23 protein-coding genes are annotated in these 22,366 nt (G+C 63.3%); 6 read left to right on the top strand and 17 right to left on the bottom strand.

Annotated elements, in window-relative coordinates; genetic code table 11:
- Nucleotides 1-71: 71 nt before the first annotated feature.
- The 3 genes from ACMGG8_RS05565 to ACMGG8_RS05555 form a co-directional block, all read right to left on the bottom strand.
- On the bottom strand, nucleotides 72-1,043 hold the full coding sequence (locus ACMGG8_RS05565; protein WP_015637397.1) for a thymidylate synthase: 972 nt from the start codon (nucleotides 1,041-1,043) through the stop codon (nucleotides 72-74).
- Nucleotides 1,044-1,089: 46 nt separating this feature from the next.
- Nucleotides 1,090-1,899, bottom strand: coding sequence for a prolipoprotein diacylglyceryl transferase (lgt, locus tag ACMGG8_RS05560; RefSeq protein WP_016967543.1), 810 nt, complete (start codon nucleotides 1,897-1,899; stop codon nucleotides 1,090-1,092).
- Nucleotides 1,900-1,980: 81 nt separating this feature from the next.
- On the bottom strand, nucleotides 1,981-2,763 hold the full coding sequence (locus ACMGG8_RS05555) for a sulfite exporter TauE/SafE family protein (protein ID WP_060841584.1): 783 nt from the start codon (nucleotides 2,761-2,763) through the stop codon (nucleotides 1,981-1,983).
- Between the two features lie 123 nt (nucleotides 2,764-2,886).
- Between ACMGG8_RS05555 and ACMGG8_RS05550 the strand changes: the two genes are divergently transcribed.
- Nucleotides 2,887-3,633: an NRDE family protein gene (locus ACMGG8_RS05550; protein ID WP_414159281.1), complete on the top strand. Its 747-nt coding sequence runs from the start codon at nucleotides 2,887-2,889 to the stop codon at nucleotides 3,631-3,633.
- Nucleotides 3,634-3,694: 61 nt separating this feature from the next.
- On the opposite strand, the gene ptsP is transcribed toward ACMGG8_RS05550, so the two are convergent.
- A complete protein-coding gene (gene ptsP, locus ACMGG8_RS05545) occupies nucleotides 3,695-5,974 on the bottom strand; it encodes a phosphoenolpyruvate--protein phosphotransferase (protein WP_060841586.1) in 2,280 nt (759 codons plus the stop codon).
- A gap of 22 nt (nucleotides 5,975-5,996) precedes the next feature.
- The gene (locus ACMGG8_RS05540) at nucleotides 5,997-6,476 is read right to left on the bottom strand and encodes an RNA pyrophosphohydrolase (RefSeq protein ID WP_011064073.1); all 480 of its coding nucleotides are present in this window, start codon (nucleotides 6,474-6,476) and stop codon (nucleotides 5,997-5,999) included.
- A 144-nt stretch (nucleotides 6,477-6,620) separates the two neighbouring features.
- On the opposite strand from ACMGG8_RS05540, the gene ACMGG8_RS05535 reads away from it, so the two are divergent.
- On the top strand, nucleotides 6,621-7,277 hold the full coding sequence (locus ACMGG8_RS05535; RefSeq protein WP_060841587.1) for an HAD family hydrolase: 657 nt from the start codon (nucleotides 6,621-6,623) through the stop codon (nucleotides 7,275-7,277).
- Nucleotides 7,278-7,327: 50 nt separating this feature from the next.
- Here the strand turns inward: ACMGG8_RS05535 and ACMGG8_RS05530 are convergent, their stop codons facing one another.
- Genes ACMGG8_RS05530 through ilvA form a run of 4 tightly spaced genes read right to left on the bottom strand, consistent with a single transcriptional unit; the run spans nucleotide 7,328 to nucleotide 11,058 of the window.
- Nucleotides 7,328-7,795 carry a DUF2269 family protein gene (locus ACMGG8_RS05530; RefSeq protein ID WP_060841588.1) on the bottom strand — a complete coding sequence of 156 codons (468 nt, stop codon included), beginning with the start codon at nucleotides 7,793-7,795 and terminating at the stop codon, nucleotides 7,328-7,330.
- Entirely contained in the window at nucleotides 7,792-9,048 is a 1,257-nt protein-coding gene (locus ACMGG8_RS05525; protein ID WP_414159280.1) for an SDR family oxidoreductase, read from the bottom strand. Before ACMGG8_RS05525 ends, ACMGG8_RS05530 begins: the two co-directional genes overlap by 4 nt.
- A gap of 26 nt (nucleotides 9,049-9,074) precedes the next feature.
- Nucleotides 9,075-9,503, bottom strand: coding sequence for a DUF2269 family protein (locus tag ACMGG8_RS05520; protein WP_060841590.1), 429 nt, complete (start codon nucleotides 9,501-9,503; stop codon nucleotides 9,075-9,077).
- Nucleotides 9,504-9,543: 40 nt separating this feature from the next.
- A complete protein-coding gene (gene ilvA, locus ACMGG8_RS05515; protein WP_060841591.1) occupies nucleotides 9,544-11,058 on the bottom strand; it encodes a threonine ammonia-lyase, biosynthetic in 1,515 nt (504 codons plus the stop codon).
- A gap of 226 nt (nucleotides 11,059-11,284) precedes the next feature.
- On the opposite strand from ilvA, the gene rpiA reads away from it, so the two are divergent.
- Entirely contained in the window at nucleotides 11,285-11,956 is a 672-nt protein-coding gene (gene rpiA, locus ACMGG8_RS05510) for a ribose-5-phosphate isomerase RpiA (RefSeq protein WP_016963479.1), read from the top strand.
- 85 nt (nucleotides 11,957-12,041) lie between these two features.
- Here rpiA and ACMGG8_RS05505 read toward each other — a convergent pair whose 3' ends face one another.
- The 4 genes from ACMGG8_RS05505 to ACMGG8_RS05490 all read right to left on the bottom strand — a co-directional run bounded on the left by ACMGG8_RS05505 (nucleotide 12,042) and on the right by ACMGG8_RS05490 (nucleotide 16,248).
- Nucleotides 12,042-12,950, bottom strand: coding sequence for an SdiA-regulated domain-containing protein (locus ACMGG8_RS05505; RefSeq protein WP_060841592.1), 909 nt, complete (start codon nucleotides 12,948-12,950; stop codon nucleotides 12,042-12,044).
- Between the two features lie 103 nt (nucleotides 12,951-13,053).
- Nucleotides 13,054-13,980, bottom strand: coding sequence for an SdiA-regulated domain-containing protein (locus ACMGG8_RS05500; RefSeq protein WP_414159279.1), 927 nt, complete (start codon nucleotides 13,978-13,980; stop codon nucleotides 13,054-13,056).
- Nucleotides 13,981-14,144: 164 nt separating this feature from the next.
- Nucleotides 14,145-14,810: a fumarylacetoacetate hydrolase family protein gene (locus tag ACMGG8_RS05495; RefSeq protein WP_414159278.1), complete on the bottom strand. Its 666-nt coding sequence runs from the start codon at nucleotides 14,808-14,810 to the stop codon at nucleotides 14,145-14,147.
- 43 nt (nucleotides 14,811-14,853) lie between these two features.
- The gene (locus ACMGG8_RS05490) at nucleotides 14,854-16,248 is read right to left on the bottom strand and encodes an FAD-binding oxidoreductase (RefSeq protein WP_060841595.1); all 1,395 of its coding nucleotides are present in this window, start codon (nucleotides 16,246-16,248) and stop codon (nucleotides 14,854-14,856) included.
- 204 nt (nucleotides 16,249-16,452) lie between these two features.
- Between ACMGG8_RS05490 and serA the strand changes: the two genes are divergently transcribed.
- Nucleotides 16,453-17,682: a phosphoglycerate dehydrogenase gene (gene serA, locus ACMGG8_RS05485; protein ID WP_016963474.1), complete on the top strand. Its 1,230-nt coding sequence runs from the start codon at nucleotides 16,453-16,455 to the stop codon at nucleotides 17,680-17,682.
- A gap of 101 nt (nucleotides 17,683-17,783) precedes the next feature.
- Here the strand turns inward: serA and ACMGG8_RS05480 are convergent, their stop codons facing one another.
- Nucleotides 17,784-18,221: a DUF4399 domain-containing protein gene (locus ACMGG8_RS05480; RefSeq protein ID WP_060841596.1), complete on the bottom strand. Its 438-nt coding sequence runs from the start codon at nucleotides 18,219-18,221 to the stop codon at nucleotides 17,784-17,786.
- Nucleotides 18,222-18,353: 132 nt separating this feature from the next.
- Between ACMGG8_RS05480 and ACMGG8_RS05475 the strand changes: the two genes are divergently transcribed.
- Nucleotides 18,354-19,139 (top strand): transporter substrate-binding domain-containing protein, encoded by a 786-nt coding sequence (locus ACMGG8_RS05475; protein ID WP_060841597.1) that lies wholly within the window; start codon nucleotides 18,354-18,356, stop codon nucleotides 19,137-19,139.
- Nucleotides 19,140-19,290: 151 nt separating this feature from the next.
- Here ACMGG8_RS05475 and ACMGG8_RS05470 read toward each other — a convergent pair whose 3' ends face one another.
- Nucleotides 19,291-19,779 (bottom strand): DUF523 domain-containing protein, encoded by a 489-nt coding sequence (locus tag ACMGG8_RS05470; RefSeq protein WP_414159277.1) that lies wholly within the window; start codon nucleotides 19,777-19,779, stop codon nucleotides 19,291-19,293.
- Between the two features lie 2 nt (nucleotides 19,780-19,781).
- Nucleotides 19,782-20,414 carry a 2OG-Fe(II) oxygenase gene (locus ACMGG8_RS05465; protein WP_060844906.1) on the bottom strand — a complete coding sequence of 211 codons (633 nt, stop codon included), beginning with the start codon at nucleotides 20,412-20,414 and terminating at the stop codon, nucleotides 19,782-19,784.
- A 162-nt stretch (nucleotides 20,415-20,576) separates the two neighbouring features.
- Between ACMGG8_RS05465 and ACMGG8_RS05460 the strand changes: the two genes are divergently transcribed.
- Complete coding sequence (locus tag ACMGG8_RS05460; RefSeq protein WP_016963463.1) at nucleotides 20,577-21,329, top strand: DUF2059 domain-containing protein; 753 nt, start codon at nucleotides 20,577-20,579, stop codon at nucleotides 21,327-21,329.
- A 93-nt stretch (nucleotides 21,330-21,422) separates the two neighbouring features.
- On the opposite strand, the gene ACMGG8_RS05455 is transcribed toward ACMGG8_RS05460, so the two are convergent.
- Nucleotides 21,423-22,361 (bottom strand): alpha/beta hydrolase, encoded by a 939-nt coding sequence (locus ACMGG8_RS05455; RefSeq protein WP_414159276.1) that lies wholly within the window; start codon nucleotides 22,359-22,361, stop codon nucleotides 21,423-21,425.
- Nucleotides 22,362-22,366 lie beyond the last annotated feature (5 nt).

Below are 22,366 nucleotides of genomic sequence, written 5' to 3'. Positions count from 1 at the left end.
AAGACAACAGGTTCAATCGACAGGGGCCACGCGGTGTCAGCCGCGCGGCCCCTGGCACAGCAGACGGAGGCTTATACGGCCATCGGCGCGGTCATCGGCGCGTGATGCTCGTAGCCTTCCAGGGAGAAGTCGCTCGGTTCGATCAGCTCCAGCCACTCCGGCTGGTAGACGCCGGTCTTGGCGAACTCCGGCACGCGCTCGGAAATCACCAGCTTGGGCATCGGGAACGGCTCGCGCTTGAGCTGTTCGTTGAGCATGTCCAGGTGGTTTTCGTAGACGTGGGCATCACCGATGAAATAGGTGAACCAGCGTGGCGTGTAGCCGGTCAGGCGGCCGATCAGGCTCAGCAGCGCCGCGCCCTCGGTGAGGTTGAACGGCGTCCCCAGCCCCAGGTCGTTGGAGCGGATGTAGAGGGTCAGGGAGATTTCCCGAGTCTCGACATTGGGGTGGAACTGATACAGCAGGTGGCACGGCGGCAGGGCCATTTCATCCAGCTGGGCGCAGTTCCAGCCGTGGAACAGGATCCGCCGGCTGCCCGGGTCATTGATGATGGTGTCGACGCACTGGCGCACCTGGTCGATGGCCTTGTACAGCACCACGTAGCCCTGGCCGTCTTCCTCGCCGGCGGCGATCTGCCGGTAGCCCTGGCTCAGCGCCAGGTCGATGGCCGCCTGGTTGCTGGTCTTGATCTGCTTGTAGGCCGGCCATTTGCGCCATTGCACGCCGTAGATCTCGCCCAGGTCGTCGTCGCCCTGGCGAAACGGGTTGGCCAGCCACTGGGCGTTTTCGTTGGCGTTCTGGTCCCAGACCTTGCAGCCCAGGGCGCGGAACTCGGCGGCGTTGTTCACCCCACGCAGGAAGCCGACCATTTCGCCGATTGCCGACTTGAAGGCCATCTTGCGCGTGGTGATGGCCGGGAAACCTTCCTTGAGGTCGTAGCGCAGCATCGCCCCGGGAAAGCTGATGGTGTTCACACCGGTGCGGTTGGCCTGCTTGGTGCCGTTGTTGATGACGTGGGCCACCAGATCAAGATATTGCTTCATGAATTACCTGCATCCTTGAACCCGGGGCACGCCCCGGGGTTCGAATTTATTGCGCCGCGCTCTGGGCCGGAGCGCGATGATAAGCCAGCCAGATCAGCCCCAGGCCGCCGAGAATCATCGGCACGCACAGAACCTGACCCATGGTCAGCCAGTTCCACGCCAGGTAGCCCAGCTGCGCGTCCGGCACCCGGACGAACTCGACGATGAAACGGAAGATCCCGTAGAACAGCGCGAACATACCGGAAACCGCCATGGTCGGCCGCGGTTTGCGCGAGAACAGCCAGAGAATCAGGAACAGCGCCACGCCCTCCAGGGCGAACTGATACAGCTGCGACGGGTGACGCGGCAACTGCGCCGGATCGCTGAACGGCGGGAAGATCATCGCCCAGGGCACATCGGTGGGTTTGCCCCACAACTCGGCGTTGATGAAGTTGCCGATCCGCCCGGCGCCCAGGCCGATCGGCACCATCGGCGCGACGAAGTCCATCAGCTCGAAGAAGCTCTTGTTGTTGCGCTTGCCGAACCACCAGGCCGCCAGCATCACCCCGATGAAACCGCCATGGAACGACATGCCGCCCTTCCACACTTCGAAGATCAGGGTCGGGTTGGCCAGGTAGGCGCTCAGGTCGTAGAACAGCACGTAACCCAGACGGCCGCCGACGATCACCCCCATGGACATCCAGAACACCATGTCCGAGAGCTTCTCCTTGCTCCAGGTCGGATCGAAACGGTTCAGCCGGCGCGAGGCCAGCAGCCAGGCACCGCCGATGCCGATCAGGTACATCAGGCCGTACCAGTGGATTTTCAGCGGGCCGATGGCCAGGGCCACCGGATCAATCTGCGGGTAAGGCAGCATTGCGACTCCTCGTCAGGGTTAGAACTCAAAGATTCCCGGGCAAACTGCCAGACCGGGATTAAGCCAGGATTGCGTCGTCACTCAGAACAGGAAGCTGATGCCCACGCAAAACAGTAGCGCGGCGAACATCCGCTTCAACAGGCGCGGCGACAATCTATGGGCCAGGCGCGCGCCGATACGGGCGAACACCATGCTGGTCAGGGCAATGCCCAACAGCGCCGGCAAATACACGAAGCCGAGACTATGAGCCGGAAGCAGCGGATCATGCCAGCCCAGAATCATGAAACTTAAGGCACTGGCCAGGGCGATGGGCAGGCCACAGGCCGAAGAGGTGGCCACCGCCTGTTGCATCGGCACGCTGCGCCAGGTGAGAAACGGCACGGTCAGCGAGCCACCACCGATGCCAAAGATCGCCGAGGCCCAACCGATCACCCCGCCGGCCGCGGCCAGGCCCAATTTGCCGGGCACCTGGCGACTGGCCTTGGGCTTGAGTTCCAGGGTCATCTGCAGGGCCACCAGCAGGGCAAAGACGCCAATGATCTTCTGCAGATGCGGGCCGGAAATGGCTTCCGCCGTCAGCGCACCGAAGCCGGCCCCCAGCAGGATGCCTGCGGCCATCCAGGCAAAGATCGGCCAACGTACCGCGCCGCGCCGATGGTGCTCACGAACCGCGTTGACCGAGGTGAAGATGATGCTGGCCAGGGAGGTGCCGACCGCCAGATGGGTCAGTACCGAGGCATCGAAGCCTTGCAGGGTAAAACTGAACACCAGCACCGGGACGATGATGATCCCGCCGCCCACGCCGAACAGCCCGGCCAGCACGCCCGCACAGGCGCCCAACAGCAGATAGAGCAGAAATTCCATGGGAGCATCCGAAAATGAGAGCGGCATGGTAACGGATGCGCCGCCCCGGACTCCACTGGATGGCGATGGATACCCCGGGGTTGTGTGCGTAGAGTGAGCAAAAACACCCAGGGGGCCACCTCAATGTGCTTGATCGTTTTCGCCTGGCGGCCGGGCCACGCCCAGCCACTGATCGTCGCGGCCAACCGTGACGAGTTCTACGCTCGCCCCAGCCTGCCCCTAGGGCAATGGCCCGAGTCGCCGCAGATCCACGCCGGACGTGACCTGGAGGCAGGCGGCACCTGGCTTGGGGTTGGTGCCGACGGGCGATTTGCCGCCCTGACCAACATCCGCAACCCGCACCAACCGCCCGCGCGGCGCTCCCGGGGCGAACTGGTGGCGCGCTTTCTCGCCGGAGGCATACCCCTGGAAGATTACTTGCGCGATGTAGTCGGCCGTTCGGTGGAGTACGCCGGTTTCAACCTGCTGCTGGGCACCGGCGATCAGTTGTGGCACTACAACGCCCAGGACCTGGAGCCCCAATTGCTCCAGCCCGGCGTCTACGGCCTGTCCAATGCCGGGCTCGACACGCCCTGGCCAAAACTGCTCAAGGCCAGAGCGGCGCTGCAAGAAGTGCTGGATGACCCCAAGCCCCAGGCGCTGCTGGCGCTCTTGAGCGATCCGCAGACTGCACCCTTCGCCGAGTTGCCGGACACCGGGGTGGGGCTGGCCACGGAAAGCCTGCTGTCCAGCGTATTCATCGCCAGCCCCAGCTACGGCACACGGGCCAGCACCGCGCTGATCGTCAACGCCGACGGCTCGCGGCATCTGGTCGAACGCAGCTTTGGCCCTTATGGCGGGCATCTGGGGGAGGTTGAGCTGAAGCTCTGAAGCGTTCGCCGGCAAGAAGGCTCCTGCAGGAACCGACTTGCCGGCGAAGAAAACGCCGCGATTACAGGGTCTTGCTCGAAGCCGGATTGATCATCCGCGCCAACCCGAGCTTCTTCAGGGCCAGTTGCAGCGAGCTGTGGATAACTTGCGGGTTGTCGATGGTCATCATCTCGTCCAGCAGTTCCTTGGCCTTGCTCAGGCTGATCTGGCGCAGCATCCACTTCACTTTCGGCAGGTTGGTGGCGTTCATCGACAGGCTGTCAAAGCCCATGGCCATCAGCAGCACCGCGGCCGCCGGATCGCCGGCCATCTCGCCGCAGATGCTCACCGGCTTGCCTTCGGCATGGGCATCGCGCACCACGTTCTGCAGGGCTTGCAGCACTGCCGGGTGCAGGTAGTCGTAGAGGTCGGCGACCCGCGGGTTGTTGCGGTCCACCGCCAGCAGGTACTGGGTCAGGTCGTTGGAGCCCACCGAGAGGAAGTCCACCTGGCGCGCCAGCTCCCGGGTCTGATACACCGCCGCCGGAATCTCGATCATCACCCCCACCGGAGGCATGGGCACGTCGGTGCCTTCGTCACGCACTTCGCCCCAGGCCCGGTGAATCAGGTGCAGGGCCTCCTCCAGCTCGTGGATGCCGGAAATCATCGGCAGCAGGATGCGCAGGTTGTTCAGGCCCTCGCTGGCCTTGAGCATGGCCCGGGCCTGCACCAGGAAGATTTCCGGGTGGTCGAGGGTCACACGGATGCCGCGCCAACCTAGGAAGGGGTTGTCTTCCTTGATCGGGAAATACGACAGCGACTTGTCGCCGCCGATGTCCAGGCTGCGCATGGTCACCGGTTGCGGATGGAATGCCGCCAGTTGCTCGCGATAGATCGCCAACTGCTCTTTTTCACTGGGGAAGCGCTGGTTGATCATGAACGGCACTTCGGTGCGGTACAGGCCAACGCCCTCGGCCCCGCGCTTCTGCGCTCGGGCCACGTCGGCCAGCAGACCGGTGTTGACCCACAACGGCATGCGGTGCCCATCCGGCGTCACGCACGGCAGATCGCGCAAGGCGTCCAGGCCCTGGGCCAGTTGCCGCTCTTCTTCGACCACATCGGCGAACTGCTTGCGCAGCACTTCGCTGGGGTTGGTGTAGACCTCGCCGTGGTAGCCGTCGACGATCATCTGGATGCCGTCGACCTTGGAATACGGCAGGTCCACCAGGCCCATCACCGTGGGAATACCCATGGCCCGGGCCAGGATCGCCACGTGGGAGTTGCCCGAACCCAGCACCGACACCAGCCCCACCAGCTTGCCTTCGGGCACTTCGCCGAGCATGGCCGGGGTCAGTTCTTCGCTGACCAGGATGGTGTTGTCGGGATAGACCAGGGTCTGCTGGCGTTCTTCCTGCAGGTAGGCCAGGAGTCGGCGCCCCAGGTCCTTGACGTCCGAGGCGCGCTCGCGCAGGTAGGCGTCGTCCATCAATTCGAAACGGTTGACGTGATCGGTGACCACCTGGCGCAAGGCGCCCTGGGCCCATTGCCCGGTCTTGATCACGGTCTTCACTTCGCTGCCCAGGGAAGCGTCGTCGAGCATCATCAGATAGACGTCGAACAGCGCGCGCTCTTCCGGGCGCAACTGGGTGGCGAGTTTTTCCGACAGCGCGCGCATATCGGCGCGCACTCCTTCCAGCGCGGTCTTGAACAGCGCCAGCTCGGCATCGATGTCGGTGATGTATTTGTCCGGCACCACGTCCAGGTCGGCTGGCGGCAGCATCACCACCGCGCTGCCCACCGCGGCACCAGGTGAACCGGGCACGCCGACGAACTTGGCTTCCTGAATACCCTTGCCCTGGCGACCCAGGCCGCGGATCGAACCGGTGGCCTCGGCATGGGCAATTACCCCGGCCAACTGGGCGCTCATGGTCACCAGGAAGGCTTCTTCGCCCTCGTCGAACTGGCGACGCTCCTTCTGCTGGATGACCAGCACCCCGACCACCCGACGGTGGTGGATGATCGGAGCCCCCAGGAACGAGGCATAACGCTCTTCACCGGTCTCGGCGAAGTAGCGATAGCGCGGGTGATCGGCGGCGTTTTCCAGGTTGAGGGGTTCTTCCCGGGTGCCCACCAGGCCTACCAGGCCTTCGTTGGGGGCCATGCTGACCTTGCCGATGGAGCGCTTGTTCAAGCCCTCGGTGGCCATCAGCACGAAACGGTTGGTTTCCGGGTCCAGCAGATAGACCGAGCAGACCTGGCTGCCCATGGCCTCTTTGACGCGCAATACAATAATCCCCAACGCCGCCTTGAGATCCTTGGCGGAGTTAACTTCCTGGACGATCTTGCGCAGCGTATTGAGCATGGCTCGGGGTCGAACTCCGTCGTCAGTCGCGCACTAAAAGGCGCGGGGCAAGCTCTTTGAGAGCGCGGCGATACACTTCGCGCTTGAATGTCACCACCTGGCCCAACGGATACCAATAACTGACCCAGCGCCAGCCATCGAATTCCGGTTTACCGGTCAAATCCATCCGCACCCGCTGCTCGTTGGAGATCAGGCGCAGGAGAAACCATTTCTGTTTCTGGCCGATGCACAGCGGCTGGCTGTGCGTTCGGACCAGACGCTGCGGCAAACGATAGCGCAACCAGCCCCGGGTGCAGGCGAGAATTTGCACATCTTCGCGCTCCAGCCCCACTTCTTCGTTCAACTCGCGATACAAGGCGTCTTCCGGCGTCTCGTCGGGGTTGATCCCGCCTTGAGGAAACTGCCAGGCATCTTGATTGATACGGCGAGCCCATAGCACCTGTCCGGCATCATTGGTCAGAATGATCCCGACATTGGGGCGGAAACCATCGGGGTCGATCACGGCTACAACCTCGCAAACGCATGTCGCCGCATTGTTCCACAAAGCTTGGGAATGCAGCAACGAGGCTGCTTAGCTTATGTGCACTCTTGTGAAAAGACCGTATTCTGGGCACCTTTTTCCGCGACTTTTCAGTGAGTAACTGCAATGCGCCTGGCTTTATTCGACTTGGACAACACGCTTCTTGGCGGCGACAGCGACCACGCCTGGGGCGACTACCTGTGCGAGCGGGGCTTCCTCGACGCCGTCGCCTACAAGACCCGCAACGACGAGTTCTACCAGGACTACCTGGCCGGCCAACTCGACAACGCCGCGTACCTGAACTTCTGCCTGGAAATCCTCGGCCGCACCGAAATGGCCGTGCTCGAACAATGGCATCGCGACTACATGCGCGACTGCATCGAGCCCATCCTCCTGCCCAAGGCCCAAGCGCTGCTGGATCAGCACCGCGAGGCCGGCGACAAGCTGGTGATCATCACCGCCACCAATCGCTTCATCACCGCACCGATCGCCGAGCGCCTGGGGGTCGAACACCTGATCGCCACCGAATGCGAGATGCATGAGGGCCGCTACACCGGGCGCAGCACCGACGTGCCCTGTTTCCGCGAAGGCAAGGTAATCCGCCTCAAGCGCTGGCTGGAAGAAACCGGCCACGACCTGGAAGACAGCTACTTCTACAGCGACTCGATGAATGACCTGCCGCTGCTGGAACAAGTCAGCAACCCGGTGGCCGTCGATCCTGACCCGAACCTGCGGGCCGAAGCCGAGAAACGCGGATGGCAGGTCATCAGCCTGCGCGATTGACCAACTCGTCGGCGAGCCGGCTGCATTCGCCGGCTTGCCAGCGACAGGCCCTACACCGGCTTGGCCACCATCAGGTAGAAAATCACCATGAAGGCCAGAAACGCCGGCCAGCCCAGGGCGAACCACCAGCGCATATAAAGGTTGGCCCGGATCGGCATCGGCACCCCGTCATGCAATGCCTGCTCAGCCATCTTGTGCACCCGGATCTGCAACCAGACCACCGGCAGCCAGCACAGCCCGGCCACCACATACAGCCCCAGGCTCCACAGCAGCCACGCCTGCTGGATCGGCCAGCCCGCCAGGTGCACCAGTCCCAGGCCGCTCAACGGCTGGAACACCGCCGTGGTGGCGGTAAAGGCCCAATCGGCGAACACCAGGTGCTTGAAGGTCACGGCAATCACTTCCACCCGGCCGCTGCGCCAGGCCCGCAAGGCGTAATAGGCCGAGCCGGCACCGAGGCCGAAAAGCACGGTCGAGGACAGGATATGCAGGGTTTTCAACAGCAGATAAGCGCTCATCGACGGGGTTCGGTCCACAACAGCCAGAGAGTCGCCACCATCAGCACCAGGTTCTTGGCCACGGCGGCATAAGGGTCAAACCAGAAATGCGGCAGGATCAGGCTGATGATCAGGGTGTAGCCGAGCATCAGCCCCAACTGTGCCTGCAAGGCCCGACGGCGCCAGCGTCGCAGCAGCAGGCCGACACCCAGCACGGCGTCGCAGAGCGAGCCCGCGATCACCGCCAGCGCCGCCCAGACGCCCTGTACGCCGGCCTCGGCCATGATCCGCAGGCCCCAATCGTAGCCCGGGCCGATGCACACCAGCGCCGTGCCCAGCCAGATCAACACCATCACCGCAAGCAGCAACGGCCGTAGGGCCAGTTGGGTGCTTTGCGCCGCCTGCGGCCAGTCCTGCAGGCGGGCCGCCAGGGGCGCCGCGTGATAACCGCAGACCGAAGCCAGCACCTCCGGATCGGCCAGGTTGTCAGTGCGGGCCATGGCCAGGCTTTGTCGGTTCAAGGCGCGCCAGCCCAGGCGATCACCGGCGCCAGCCGCCAGCCTGAGCAGGATCGAAGGCAACTGGAAGTAACGGGCCGGGGCCCAGCCCTGGGCCGCCCGCAGGCGATCCAGCAACTGCGCCATGGTCAGGCGTTCCGGGCCGACCAGGGGCAGGACCATGGATTCCTGCGGCCATTGCCTGAGCAGCGCCAGCACCGCCGCGCTCAAGTCCTCGACATGCAGGGGCTGCATCTGCGCCTGGGTGGACAACAACCCCAGCAGCGGCCAGGGCGACATCTTCGCCAGCCAGCCGCTGCTGGCACCGCCGGCGCCAAGCACCAGCGACGGCCGCAGCACCACGGCCGCAATACCCGAGCGCAGCAGGTAATCATCCGCCGCGGCTTTGCTGGCCAGAAATGGCACATGGGGCTGGGTGCCGGCACCCAATGCGGAAATCTGCAGCACCCGCACGCCACGGGCCTGCGCCAGATCGAACAGGGCACGCGTGCCCAGGTCCTGGGTCAGGGTCAGTGCCCGGGCATCGGTGCTCAACAACCCGGCGGCATTGATCAGCACATCGGTATCGGCGGGCAGGACAAAGGGCTGGGGCTCATGCCCCAGGCGATCGAGGTCCAGTTGTCGCCATTCCACCCCCGGCAGGCCGCGCGGCTGTGGATAACGACTGGTGGCGATCAACTGATGGCCGGCGGCGTGCAGAGCCGCCAGCAGATGGCGGCCGACAAACCCTGTGGCCCCCACCAGAACAACCTTCATGGCAATCCTTAAGGTTCACGCCGGGATCAGACCGGCTTGGCGCCCATCAGGCCGGCAATGGCGACAAAACACACCAGGCTGAACACCGCCAGCACCAGGGTGAAGGTCAGGCCGCTGGCGGCCTTGGCCCGCCGCAGGCGATTGAGTCGCACCATCAGCCACAGCCAGGCCAGGGCACCCAGGGTATAGAGCACGCTGGAGCCCAGGAGCCAGGCCTGGCCCAGCGGCCAGCCCACCCGATGCACCATCCACCAGCCACTGAACGGCAGGCTCAGCAGTCCGATGGCCAGCAGCAACCAGCCGAACAGCCCCGGACGCTGCAATACCCGGCTGTAAACCGTGGCATCGCCCTGGCGACGCAGGCGCCAGACCCAGATCGCCAGCCCCAGGGCGCTGCCCAACAGCAGCACCGTGGCCAGTACATGAAGCGTCTTCAGCGTGGTCAGTGTTTCCATGTTCTCGCTTCCTTAAGGCTCCGTTCCTCAGCGTAGTCGTTCAGCCCAGGAACAGCTGGTACGCCGGGTTGTCGCTTTCATCCCAGTACGGATAACCGATCTGCTCCAGGGCCGCCGGCACCAGGTGACGCTCCTCGGCCGGCACTTGCAGGCCGGCCACCACCCGGCCGTCCGCCGCGCCATGGTTGCGATAGTGGAACATCGAAATGTTCCAGCGCCCGCCCAGCTTGTTGAGGAAGTTGAACAGCGCACCCGGACGCTCCGGGAACTCGAAGCGCAGCACCACTTCGTCGCTGACCTTCTCGGCATGGCCACCGACCATGTAGCGGATATGCAGCTTGGCCAGTTCGTTGTCGGTCAGGTCGATCACCGGAAAGCCCTGCTCGGTCAGGCTGGCGATCAGGGCGCTGCGCGGATCGTTTTCCGGGTGGGTCTGCACCCCGACGAAAATGTGCGCTTCGCTGCCGGTGTTGTAGCGGTAGTTGAATTCGGTGATCTGGCGCTTGCCCACCGCCTCGCAGAACGCCTTGAAGCTGCCCGGCTTCTCGGGAATGGTCACGGCGATGATGGCTTCACGGCCCTCACCCAGCTCGGCGCGCTCGGCCACATGGCGCAAGCGGTCGAAGTTGACGTTGGCCCCGGAATCGATGGCCACCAGGGTCTGCCCGCTGATGCCACGCTGCTCGACGTACTTCTTGATCCCGGCCACTCCCAGGGCCCCGGCAGGTTCGGTGATCGAGCGGGTATCGTCGTAGATATCCTTGATTGCGGCGCAGATCTCATCGGTACTGACCGTGATCACTTCATCCACATAGTGTTTGCAGATATCGAAGGTGTGCTGGCCGATCTGCGCCACCGCCACGCCGTCGGCAAAGATCCCCACGGTCGGCAGCACCACACGCTCGCCCGCGGCCATGGCCGCCTGCAGGCAGTTGGAGTCGTCCGGCTCGACGCCGATCACCTTGATCTCCGGGCGCAGGTACTTCACATAGGCGGCGATGCCGGCAATCAGCCCGCCGCCACCGACCGGAACGAAGATCGCGTCCAGCGGCCCCGGGTGCTGGCGCAGAATCTCCATGGCCACCGTGCCCTGCCCGGCAATGGTGTGGGGATCATCGTAGGGGTGGATGTAGACGTAGCCCTTTTCATCCACCAGCTTCAGCGAATAGGCCAGCGCCTCGGGGAAGGTATCGCCGTGCAGCACCACTTTGCCGCCACGGGAGCGCACGCCTTCGACCTTGATCTCCGGGGTGGTCTTGGGCATCACGATGGTGGCCTTGACCCCCAGCACCTTGGCCGCCAGGGCCAGGCCCTGGGCGTGGTTGCCGGCCGACGCGGTGACCACGCCACGGGCGCGCTCGGCGTCGCTGAGCTGGGTCAGCTTGTTGTAGGCGCCACGGATCTTGAACGAGAACACCGGCTGCAAGTCTTCGCGCTTGAGCCAGATCTGATTGCCCAGCCGCTCGGAGAGCTGGCGGGCAGTCTGCAATGGGGTTTCTACGGCAACGTCATAAACGCGCGAGGTGAGGATCTTCTTGACGTACTGTTCGAGCATCGGAAAGCATCACTGAGCGGGTTGGGCAGGGCCAAGGAGTCTAACCCAGCGTTTGCCCGGGCGACCACACGAATACCGAGGTTTTAGCCGGCGCCCTCGCCACCCCTTCCCCACCATGCGAACGGCCCGTCCACCCCGGCCGATTAGCCAAACGGGCAATGACCTGATCTGCCGCGGCGCCTATAATGCCGGCCTTTGTGCCCCCCTTGCCCGCTTCGGAGCCCGCATGACCCAGGATCAACTCAAACAGGCTGTCGCCCAGGCCGCCGTCGACCTTATCCTCCCGAAACTCGATGACAAGAGCATCGTCGGGGTCGGCACCGGCTCCACCGCCAACTGCTTCATCGATGCCCTGGCCCTGCACAAGGGTGCCTTCGACGGCGCCGTGGCCAGCTCCGAAGCCACCGCCGCACGCCTCAAGGGCCACGGCATTCCAGTGTACGAACTCAATACCGTGAGCGATCTGGAGTTCTACATCGATGGCGCCGACGAAAGCGATGAGCACCTGAACCTGATCAAGGGTGGCGGCGCCGCCCTGACCCGGGAAAAGATCGTCGCCGCCGTGGCCAAGACCTTCATCTGCATCGCCGACGCCAGCAAGCTGGTGCCGGTGCTGGGCAACTTCCCGCTGCCGGTGGAAGTGATCCCGATGGCCCGCAGCCACGTGGCCCGTGAGCTGGTGAAACTGGGCGGCGACCCGGTGTACCGCGAAGGCGTGATCACCGACAACGGCAACATCATCCTCGACGTGCACAACATGCAGATCACCAACCCGGTGGAACTGGAAAGCCAGATCAACGCCATCGTCGGCGTGGTCACCAATGGCCTGTTCGCCGCACGCCCTGCCGATGTACTGCTGCTGGGCACCGCTGAAGGGGTGAAAACCCTCAAGGCCTGAGCCGGCCGGGCGTAGGAGCCAGCGGGCGGGTGAAGGCGCTCTTGAGCCGCTTCGCTGGCAAGCCCGCTCCTGCACCCGCCAGCGTCTATTGGGTCGATTTCTTGAAGACGTAGAACAGGTTCGGCTCGCTCACCAGGTACAGGCTGCCGGCGTCATCCATGGCGATTCCTTCGGCCTGGGGCACCGCCTTGCTCAAACCCTGGCGGCCCCGCCCCAGGGCCAGGGTGCTGAGCGGGCGCCCGTCCACGTCCAGCTCCACCACCAACCGCGACTCGTCCGACAAGGCCAGCAGATGGCCGCTGCGCTCGTCGTATTGCAGGCTGGAGAGATCACGCACAAAGAGTCCGGCATCGCGCTTGGGGTTATTCAGCACGTGCACGCCGTAGGATTTTTCCGGATCGTGATGGGGAAAGCCCTGTACTTCATAGATCAGCATCGGGTCGCGCTCCTTGGCGACGAACAACCGCTGGCCCTTTGAATCGTAAGCCAGCCCCTCGAAGCCCTTGTTCCCCGAGAGGTGCACGCCGAGGGTTATCTGCTCGGCCTCTGCCGCATCCACCACGGTGGTTTCGTCATCCAGCTGGATCTTGATCAGCCGGTGCTGACGCTCGTCGCTGATCACGTAGGTATTGGCGCTGATGAACTCCACCGCCTCCGGATCGCCGAAGCCCACCAGGGCGATGCGCCGCAGGACCTGACCGTCCAGGGACAGCTCGACCAGCTCGGCATTCTTGTTGGTCACGGTAAACAAGCTATTGCGCAAGGGGTCGTAGGTCAGCGCCGAGACTTCGTCCAGGCCCTTGATCGGCTGCGCCTCCAGCACCGCCCGATAGTCGCCCAGCCCCAGCGATTCAGGGGCCGCCACCTGCCAGTAGGCTTGCCAGTCGAACCAGGCGCGCTGCCACAACCGGTGGTTGTGGACAAACGCCGCCAGCAGCACGGCCATCAGGCCGAGAATCAGGTAGAGGGGTTGCAGACGGGTCAGGCGATACATGGCGGGCAGGCTCGAAATCAGGACAGGCGAATGAAATATCACAGCCGACTGAATTCAAGCTTAATGCCGCGGGACGGCCCGGCTCGGGCGCCGAGCCCGGGATTCACTGTTTCTCGAAGCGGTAGAACAGATTGGGTTCGCTGACCATGTACAGGTTGCCGGCTTCATCCATGGCCACGCCTTCGGCCCGGGGAATGGTTTTCTTCAAGCCGTTGAAGCCACCGAGCAGGGCCATGAAGCTGACTTGCTCGCCCTGCTCGTCCAGCTCCAGCAGCAGGTGGGAGTCGGCGGACAGCACCAACACATGACCGGTACGTGGGTCGACGCCCAGGGCCGACAGGTTGCGCAGGTCGAGTTCGTCGCTGGCCAGCTTCTGCTTGTCGCCCTTGAGCACCTGACTGCCATCGCTGTTCCAGGTGAACAGCGCCGGAGGACGCTCCTCGCCCAGCAGCAGTTGCTGCTTGCGCGGGTTCCAGGCGATGGCTTCGAACGCCTTGTTCTGGTCTTTCGAAGGGCCCAGGTCGTATTGGGGGAAATCAGCGATGTTCAGCGCTTGGGTGTTGGCATCGACCTTGACGATCACCAGCGAGTGCTGGCGCTCATCAACGATCGCCAGCAGACCGTTTTCCAGGACCGCCACCCCTTCCGGATTGCTCCAACCCACCAGCGGCATTTTGCGCAGGACGTCGCCTTGCAGGGTCAGCTCCACCAGGAACGGATTCTTGCCCATCACTGAAAACAGGGTTTTGGTTTGCGGATTGTAGGCAAGGTCGGAGGCTTCATCGCGCTCCATCCCCGGCAGGGCCTTGGCATCGATGACCGCCCGGTAGCTGGGCAGCCAGACGCTGGCGTCGCGCTCGGCGTTGCTGACAAAACCTTCCTGAACCCAAAGCGCGCCACGATCATCCCAGTGCATGACACTGGCAACGCCATAGCAGATCACGCCGGCCAGCAGCAGCCAGGAGTACCAGCGCATGCGCAAACGCAGGCGGTGGATGGGGTGAGGTTTGGGTAGGGAGTGGGCGTCCATCACACAGATTCCAGAAGCTCGGCCAATGGTAATAGCACACGAATTTCGGATCCGCGAACCATAAACATCGGAATTATCCGGAGTAAATGTGAAAAACCGGTTAAAGCTCGCTGAGCTCTCTGCGCCGCGCCCTGGATTAGAGGGACAGCGCAGAGCGCTTCAGATCAACGGACGCTGCTGGTGAAACGGCTGACGCCCGGCAGCTCCAGCACCAGCTCATCACCGACATTCAGTGGACCAACCCCCACCGGTGTGCCGGTGAGAATGACGTCGCCGGCCTGCAGGGAGAAGCAACCGGCCATGTACTGAATCATTGGCACGATGGGATTGAGCATGACGCTGCTGTTACCGTCCTGACGCACTTCGCCGTTGATGGTCAGGCGGATGCCGATGTCGGTCAGGTCGGCAAAGCTGCTGCTTACCACGAAGGGCGCGAGGACCGCCGCCCCATCGAAGCACTTGGAGATCTCCCACGGCAGGCCCTTGGCCTTCAGCTCGGCCTGCTTGTCCCGCAGGGTCAGGTCCAGCGCCGGGGCGAAACCGGAGATGGCGTCCAGCACCTCTTCGCGGCTGGGCTGGGTGGACAGCGGCTTGCCGATCAACACCGCGATCTCCGCTTCGTAGTGCACCGAGCCACGCTCGGTGGGAATGGCGAACCCCCCTTCCAGCGGCACCACACAACTGCCCGGCTTGATAAACAGCAGGGGTTCGGTAGGAACCGGGTTGTCCAACTCCTTGGCGTGCTCGGCGTAGTTGCGGCCGATGCATACCAACTTGCCTACCGGAAAATGAATCCGGGTACCGTCGACATACTGGTGCTGATAGCTCATTACCGACTCCTGCTTGTGTGCTTCATCAGGGTGCCGCTTACGCTCAAACGGCGAAGATTTTGCCCGGGTTCATGATGCCGTTGGGATCGAACACCGCCTTGACCGCCTTCATGTACTCGATCTCCACCGGCGAGCGGCTGTAGGTCAGGTAGTCACGCTTGGTCATGCCCACGCCGTGTTCGGCGGAAATCGAACCGTTGTACTTCTCGACGGTTTCGAACACCCACTTGTTGACCGTGGCGCACTTGGCAAAGAACTCGTCCTTGCTCAGGTTGTCCGGCTTGAGGATGTTCAGGTGCAGGTTGCCGTCGCCGATGTGGCCGAACCAGACGATTTCGAAATCCGGGTAGTGTTTGCCGACGATGGCGTCGATTTCCTGGAGGAAGGCCGGGACTTTCGACACGGTGACCGAGATGTCGTTCTTGTAGGGTGTCCAGTGGGAGATGGTTTCGGAGATGTACTCGCGCAGCTTCCACAGGTTGTGCAGCTGGGTTTCGCTCTGGCTCATCACCCCGTCCAGGACCCAGCCCTGCTCGACACAGTGCTCGAAGGTTTCCAGGGCGTGGTTGGCCACCTCCTCGGTGGTGGCCTCGAATTCCAGCAGCGCGTAGAACGGGCATTCGGATTCGAATGGCGCCGGCACGTCGCCACGGGCTAGGACCTTGGCCAGGGCCTTGTCGGAGAAGAACTCGAAGGCGGTCAGATCAAGCTTGCTCTGGAAGGCGTGCAGCACCGGCATGATGGAATCGAAGTCGGCGGTGCCGAGCACCATCGCGGTGAGGTTCTTCGGCGCCCGATCCAGGCGCATGGTGGCCTCGACCACGAACCCCAGCGTGCCTTCCGCACCGATGAACAGCTGGCGCAGGTCGTAGCCGGTGGCGTTCTTGATCAGGTCCTTGTTCAGTTCCAGCAGGTCGCCCTTGCCGGTCACCACTTTCATGCCGGCCACCCAGTTGCGGGTCATGCCGTAGCGAATGACCTTGATTCCACCGGCATTGGTGCCGATGTTGCCGCCAATCTGGCTGGAACCTGCGGAAGCGAAATCCACCGGGTAGTAGAGGCCGTTTTCTTCCGCCAGGTTCTGCAACTGCTCGGTGACCACACCCGGCTGGCACACCGCCGTGCGATCCGTCAGGTTCAGGTCGAGAATCTGGTTCATGTAGTCGAAAGACACCACCACTTCGCCATTGGCTGCCACGGCGGCGGCCGACAGGCCGGTACGTCCGCCGGAAGGCACCAGGGCCACCCGGTGCTGATTGGCCCAGCGCACGATGGCCTGAACCTGCTCGATGGTCTTGGGAAACACGATGGCCGTGGGGGCCGGGGCGAAATGCTTGGTCCAATCCTTGCCGTAAGCTTCCAGGGAGTCAGCGTCGGTCAGCACCTTGCCAGGCTCAACCAGGGTCTTCAGTTCATCAATCAGGGCAGGATTGGTCATCGACAGAACTCTCGAACAATTCATGGTCATCCTGAGAACGCTTCACGTCGCAGGAATGAGTGTTTAGCGGGGCGCGTATGCTAGCATACCGCCCCCGCAGGAGAGTGCCCAAGGGCCTTCCCGCGGTGGCGGTTGCATGCCGTCCAGGTCAGCTCAAGCTGTCCATTTCCCTGCCATTTTTCTCCGGGACACAGGTTTACGCAGATGAGCAAGACTTCTCTCGATAAGAGCAAGATCAAGTTCCTTCTCCTCGAAGGCGTCCACCAATCCGCTGTCGACGTCCTCAAGGCCGCCGGCTACACCAGCATCGAGTACCTCACCGGTTCTCTGCCGGAAGCCCAGCTCAAGGAAAAGATCGCCGATGCACACTTCATCGGCATTCGCTCCCGCACTCAACTGACCGAAGAGATCTTCGACCACGCGAAGAAACTGGTCGCAGTGGGTTGCTTCTGCATCGGCACCAACCAGGTTGACCTGTCCGCCGCTCGCGAGCGCGGCATCGCGGTGTTCAACGCGCCTTACTCCAACACCCGTTCGGTCGCCGAACTGGTACTGGCCGAGGCCATCCTGCTGCTGCGCGGCATCCCCGAGAAAAACGCTTCCTGCCACCGTGGCGGCTGGATCAAGAGCGCGGCCAACTCCTTCGAAATCCGCGGCAAGAAGCTGGGTATCGTCGGTTACGGCTCCATTGGTACCCAACTGTCGGTCCTGGCTGAAGGCCTGGGGATGCAGGTGTTCTTCTACGACACCGTGACCAAGCTGCCGCTGGGCAACGCGACCCAAGTGGGCAACCTGCACGAACTGCTGGGCATGTCCGACATCGTCACTCTGCACGTACCGGAAACCCCGGCCACCCAGTGGATGATCGGCGAGAAGGAAATTCGCGCCATCAAGAAGGGCGGCATCCTGATCAACGCCGCTCGTGGCACCGTGGTCGAGCTGGACGCCCTGGCGGACGCGATCAAGGACAAGCACCTGATCGGCGCGGCCATCGACGTCTTCCCGGTCGAGCCGCGTTCCAACGACGAAGAGTTCGAGAGCCCGCTGCGCGGCCTGGACAACGTGATCCTGACTCCGCACATCGGCGGTTCCACCGCTGAAGCACAGGCCAACATCGGTCTGGAAGTGGCAGAGAAGCTGGTCAAGTACAGCGACAACGGCACCTCGGTGTCCTCGGTCAACTTCCCGGAAGTGGCGCTGCCGGCCCACCCTGGCAAGCACCGTCTGCTGCACATCCACGAGAACATCCCGGGCGTGATGAGCGAGATCAACAAGGTCTTCGCCGAAAACGGCATCAACATCTCCGGTCAGTTCCTGCAGACCAACGAAAAGGTCGGCTACGTGGTGATCGACGTCGACGCCGAGTACTCGGACCTGGCGCAAGAGAAACTGCAGCACATCAACGGCACCATCCGTTGCCGCGTGCTGTTCTAAGAGCAGTTTCAAGCTGCAAGCCAGAGCCCGCTCTGACTCGCAGCCAGCCGGACAAAAAAGGGAGCCTTTCAAGGCTCCCTTTTTTTGCGCGGTATTTACGATTATTTCACTGTCACTGTGATTTTCTTGGAGACGATGACCGGGTCGAACGGCACGTGGTTCTTGTCTCCCAGCTCCAGTTGCAGGGTGTGCTTGCCGGGAGTCAGGGTCACTTCGGTTTCGGTCTGGGCCTTGCCGAAGTGCAGGTGGTTGGCGTCCATCGGGATCGGCAGGTTTTCCGCCGGCAGCTGGTCGACGTCGATCAACAGGTGATGGTGGCCGGTGTTGGCGGTTTGATCGCCGGCTGGGGCCAGGGCGATGCCCTCAACGCCGAACTTGACGGTAAAGGTCTTGTCCACAACGGCCCCGTCAGCGGGAGAAACGATAAACACCTTGGCGCCGGCGGGGGCTGCAGTCCGCGGTATTTCCGCTGCGCCGGCCAGCATCGAGGCACCAAGCAACAGCCCGGCCAGGGCCGCACGAGACATAAAAATTTTCATTATCTTCTCCAGTTTTTCCGCAATTCTTTTACGGTTATGACAACTTCGTGGCGATTCGTTGTCGAAGGCACTCAACACCTTAGCAAAGCGAGCCTGAACGGCGCATCGCTCATATAAATTCAAGGAGTGACCATGCGTTTCCTGCCTGGCCTGATACTTTTGCTGCCCCTTGTGAGCACTTACGCTCAAGCCGAACTGATGGACGACATCAATGACCGCGGGGAACTGCGCATCGCCCTGGAAGCCAATGCGCCACCCTTCAACTTCAAGGATGACGGCAAACTCACCGGTTTCGAGGTGGAGCTGGGACAGTTGCTGGCCAGTGAACTGGATGTGCGCCCGGACTTCGTGGTGACGGCTGCCGCCGAACTGCTGCCCGGTGTGGAAAGCGGCCGCTTCGACGTGGCCATCAACCACATAGCAGTGACCCCGGAACTCAAGGATCGTTTCGATTTCAGCGAACCCTACAGCTACTCCAGCGCCCAATTGATCGTGCGCAAGGAAGAGCAGCGCCCGCTGTTTTCCCTGCAGGCCCTGCGCGGCCAGGCCCTGGGCGTGGCTCAGGGCAGCCAGTTCGTCGACCAGGCGCGCACCGTGGAAGGGATCAACCTGCGCAGCTATGCCGATGCCCAGCAGCCGATCAAGGACGTGGCGGACAAACAGATCGACGCCGCCATCAGTGATCGCCTGTTGATTCCCTACGCCATTCGCGACAGCCGCCTACCGGTGAAGGAAGGGGCCAAGGTGGGGCCGACCCTGAGCCTGGCGATTCCGTTCCAGAAAGGTAACCCGGCGTTCCAGGCCAGCCTGGACAGCGCCCTGCAGCGGATCAAGGCCGATGGTCGGCTGATGGCCCTGTCGGAAAAATGGTTCGGCATGGATGCCAGCAAACCGCCCAAGAGCGACGCCGGGCAGTAAACGACACAACCTGCCGGATTGACCTGTAGCCGCTGCCGCAGGCTGCGAACGGCCCGAAGGGACGCAGGGATTTGCCCGCTAGAGGTCGGCGAGAGACCGCCAGGCAAGGCTCTGCGAGCCTTTTCGCAGCCTCGCCGGGGCTCGGCAGCGGCTACAAGGACAATGCGGCGAGGGCGCTGGCGGCTTCGGACAGTTGCAACTCACTGAAGACGTGCACGCCGTGCTGCTTGAGCAACGCCGCGGTGACGCCCTCTCCCGAGACCTTGACCCCACTGAAGGTGCCGTCGTAGGTCAGCAGGTTGCCGCAGGATGGGCTGTTGGCCTTGAGCACGGCAACGCGAATCCCGTGCTGTTCCACCAGCTCCAGCGCCTGGCGCGCCCCCGAGAGGAACTGGGCGCTGACATCGTCGCCTTCCGTGGTCATCACCGGTGCCCGCCCTGCAAGCACATCGCCGCCCTGACCACCGGGAATCTCCGCCGCCGCCCGTGGCGTCGGCAAGCCACCGGCCACTTCCGGACAGAGCGCAACCACCCGCCCCTCTTGCAGCCAGGCGGCCAGTTGATCGAACGGCCCGCTGGCGCCGCCGTCGTAGCGTACGCGGTGGCCCAACAGGCAGCGGCTGACCAGGATCTTGTGCATGTTCAGAACGGCTCGTTGCCACGACGCCGGAACCAACCGGTCAGGGACAGGCGTTCCCGGGTCGCGGGCAGGACTTCATGGGGCACCTCGCCGGAAAGAAACACCACCAGCCGGCCCCCGACGGGGACCACGTCGTATTGCCCCTGGTCATTGAGGTACATGCGCAACTGCCCGCCATGCTCGGGCAGCCACTGTTCATTGAGGTAGATCACCGCCGACACCATGCGCCGGTCATCGTCGCGAAAACGGTCCACATGGCGTTTGTAGAAAGCCCCTGGCGGGTACATCGCAAAGTGACACTCGAAGTCCTCCAGCCCCAGGAACAGGCCGCGATTGAGGGCCTCGCGCAGGCTGTCCATCAACCCCAGATAGGTATCGCTGGCCTCGGCCTGACCGGGCTCGAGCCACTGGATATGGTCACCGCGAATCGCCTCGCGTATTTCCTGGGCCGGGCCACGCCCCACCGCCGCAGGCGCCAGTTCACCTTCGAGTGCACGTTTACGGCACTCAGCCGCCAGTTCGAGGGTCAGAGCCTCGGACAGAAAGACATTTTGCTGCGACCAGCCACGGGTGGCCAGGTCGTCGACAATGTTCAACAACAGCGGATGATCAGAGGGTATTTGCATGGCGCGCATAGTATCCAGCATCAGATAAATCTGACAGAGCCGCAGAGCGGAGGATCGAGCATTTTTTTCCAATGCACTTTCCACTCATGACTTTAGCTGGCGATCCTGATACGAATTCTCGACAACCATCGCCTTGCCCCGGAGAATAGTCGCCTGCTGACAGGAGTCCTTATGCGCCGTTTGCTTTTCTCACTGTTGATGTTCTGCGCCTTGCCTGCCTGGGCAGACAGCCACGACCAGTTGTACAAGGTCGCCGGTTGGCCGGAACAGCGCGCGCATTTCAACGATGCCCTCAGCGCCGCCCAGCAGCGCTACCAGAACAGCTTGCCGCCAGCGGTCTACCAGGCCCTGGTGGACAACAGCAATCAGCGCTTTGCGCCCCAGGCCGTGGACCGCCGTGCCGAAGCCCAACTGCGCCAGCACCTGGCCGATCCCGCACCGGCCCTGGCTTTCTTCCAATCGCCCCTGGGACGCAAGATCGTTGCCGCCGAACTGCTGGCCACCCGTCGCGACCAGTTGGCCAAGAACGCCCAGGGCCTGCCCAAGATGCAGGCCAGCGACACCCGCCAGTTGATCATCGGCCACCTGGCCCAGGCCCTGCCGGCCAAGGAAGCCGGGGCGGAAGTCAGCCTGGCGATTGCCGGGGTCGCCGCCGACAGCCTGAGCCAGATGATTCCCGGACTGCTGGGAGGCGGCCAGGCCCAGGGCATGCTCAATGGCCAGCGCCAGCGATTGATGCAGCAGATCGGCAACGACCTGAACAACACCTTGCTCTACGTCTATCGGGATCTGTCCGACACCGAACTCGAAGAGTTCGCCACCTTCGCCGAATCCAGCGAAGGCAAGGCCTACTACCAGGCGGCCCTGGCAGCGATTCGCGCCGGCCTGGCGGTCGGCCAGAGCACCTCCAGCCTCGCCCCCTGAGCCCGGCACGCAAAGCCCCCTCGTAGCGACTGCCCAGGGCCGCGCAGCAGATTGCTGCTGCACGCAACGCTCGCGGGCGGTCGCCGCGGCGACTCAGAAATACCGGTCAAGAAAGGCGAAATACTGGTCGCGGTATGACGCAATTTCATTGGCCAGGTGGTGCCGCGCTTGCGCCAGCATGAGGATTTCGGGCGCGGCGAACTTGCCGCGTATCACCTGCAGGTTGTGCTGCCAGTCCACGGTCATGTCCGCGTCGCCCTGGACGATCAGCGGCTGCCTGGAGCTGTGTGGCGCCGCTTCCAGGCGCTTGATCCAGCGCGACAGCGCCCCCACCCAGGCCGTTGGCAAGCGCTGCGGTTGCAAGGGGTCAGCCTGGAGGAAGGCAAGGAAATCCGGGTCATTGGAGTTCTCGCTGAAGCGTCGGGCAATGCCAGTGACGAAGGGCCGCAGCACGTAGTAGCTGAGCATCGACCAGCCCCAGGCCCGCGGCCGCACCAGGGGCGAGAGCAACACTACCCGCCCCTGGGCCGGACTCTCGGCGCCCTGGTTGAGCAGGTGATCCATGATGATGGCGCCGCCGGTACTTTGCCCGAACAGGTGCCAGGGCTGGGGCAGGTCCAGGGCCCGGGCCTCGCCGAACAGGCCTTGCAGCACCCGCTGATACACCGCGAAGTCATCGATGCTGGCGCGCTCGCCGCTGGACAGGCCATGCCCTGGCAGATCGCAGGAGATCACCACGAAGCGGCGCTGCAGCGCCCATTCGATCACATGCCGGTACAAGCCCATGTGATCGTAGAAGCCGTGGAACAGAAACAGCGTCGCCCGCGGCTGCTCCGGCCACCAGACCTGGCAGACCACCTCGTAGTCGTCCACCTGGATACGGCCCAGGCGACTGCGGGGCACCAGCGCCCGTCCGGCAAAGTCCAGCCCGTAGAAGCGTTGATAGGCCTGAGCCTCGGCCGACAAGGGCTGCCCGGCCACCAGGGGTTGCAGGCTGGCACGCAGATGGTCGGGGTCGAAGTTCACGGACATGGGGT

Source organism: Pseudomonas sp. BNK-45, assembly GCF_047456255.1.
Lineage (GTDB): Bacteria > Pseudomonadota > Gammaproteobacteria > Pseudomonadales > Pseudomonadaceae > Aquipseudomonas.
The sequence above is the reverse complement of the archived record's forward strand: the minus strand, read 5'-3'. Positions and strand labels throughout refer to the sequence as shown.

Bases quoted from the DNA above. Each gene is read 5' to 3' on its own strand.
- ilvA (WP_060841591.1), bottom strand. From the start codon at position 11,058: ATGCTCGAACAGTACGTCAAGAAGATCCTCACCTCGCGCGTTTATGAC.
- ACMGG8_RS05520 (WP_060841590.1), bottom strand. From the start codon at position 9,503: ATGGAAACACTGACCACGCTGAAGACGCTTCATGTACTGGCCACGGTG.
- ACMGG8_RS05475 (WP_060841597.1), top strand. From the start codon at position 18,354: ATGCGTTTCCTGCCTGGCCTGATACTTTTGCTGCCCCTTGTGAGCACT.
- lgt (WP_016967543.1), bottom strand. From the start codon at position 1,899: ATGCTGCCTTACCCGCAGATTGATCCGGTGGCCCTGGCCATCGGCCCG.
- ACMGG8_RS05490 (WP_060841595.1), bottom strand. From the start codon at position 16,248: ATGACCAATCCTGCCCTGATTGATGAACTGAAGACCCTGGTTGAGCCT.
- ACMGG8_RS05550 (WP_414159281.1), top strand. From the start codon at position 2,887: ATGTGCTTGATCGTTTTCGCCTGGCGGCCGGGCCACGCCCAGCCACTG.
- ACMGG8_RS05530 (WP_060841588.1), bottom strand. From the start codon at position 7,795: ATGAGCGCTTATCTGCTGTTGAAAACCCTGCATATCCTGTCCTCGACC.
- ACMGG8_RS05505 (WP_060841592.1), bottom strand. From the start codon at position 12,950: ATGTATCGCCTGACCCGTCTGCAACCCCTCTACCTGATTCTCGGCCTG.
- ACMGG8_RS05470 (WP_414159277.1), bottom strand. From the start codon at position 19,779: ATGCACAAGATCCTGGTCAGCCGCTGCCTGTTGGGCCACCGCGTACGC.
- ACMGG8_RS05465 (WP_060844906.1), bottom strand. From the start codon at position 20,414: ATGCGCGCCATGCAAATACCCTCTGATCATCCGCTGTTGTTGAACATT.
- rpiA (WP_016963479.1), top strand. From the start codon at position 11,285: ATGACCCAGGATCAACTCAAACAGGCTGTCGCCCAGGCCGCCGTCGAC.
- ptsP (WP_060841586.1), bottom strand. From the start codon at position 5,974: ATGCTCAATACGCTGCGCAAGATCGTCCAGGAAGTTAACTCCGCCAAG.
- ACMGG8_RS05460 (WP_016963463.1), top strand. From the start codon at position 20,577: ATGCGCCGTTTGCTTTTCTCACTGTTGATGTTCTGCGCCTTGCCTGCC.
- ACMGG8_RS05525 (WP_414159280.1), bottom strand. From the start codon at position 9,048: ATGAAGGTTGTTCTGGTGGGGGCCACAGGGTTTGTCGGCCGCCATCTG.
- ACMGG8_RS05455 (WP_414159276.1), bottom strand. From the start codon at position 22,361: ATGTCCGTGAACTTCGACCCCGACCATCTGCGTGCCAGCCTGCAACCC.
- serA (WP_016963474.1), top strand. From the start codon at position 16,453: ATGAGCAAGACTTCTCTCGATAAGAGCAAGATCAAGTTCCTTCTCCTC.
- ACMGG8_RS05535 (WP_060841587.1), top strand. From the start codon at position 6,621: ATGCGCCTGGCTTTATTCGACTTGGACAACACGCTTCTTGGCGGCGAC.
- ACMGG8_RS05495 (WP_414159278.1), bottom strand. From the start codon at position 14,810: ATGAGCTATCAGCACCAGTATGTCGACGGTACCCGGATTCATTTTCCG.
- ACMGG8_RS05565 (WP_015637397.1), bottom strand. From the start codon at position 1,043: ATGAAGCAATATCTTGATCTGGTGGCCCACGTCATCAACAACGGCACC.
- ACMGG8_RS05500 (WP_414159279.1), bottom strand. From the start codon at position 13,980: ATGGACGCCCACTCCCTACCCAAACCTCACCCCATCCACCGCCTGCGT.
- ACMGG8_RS05555 (WP_060841584.1), bottom strand. From the start codon at position 2,763: ATGGAATTTCTGCTCTATCTGCTGTTGGGCGCCTGTGCGGGCGTGCTG.
- ACMGG8_RS05480 (WP_060841596.1), bottom strand. From the start codon at position 18,221: ATGAAAATTTTTATGTCTCGTGCGGCCCTGGCCGGGCTGTTGCTTGGT.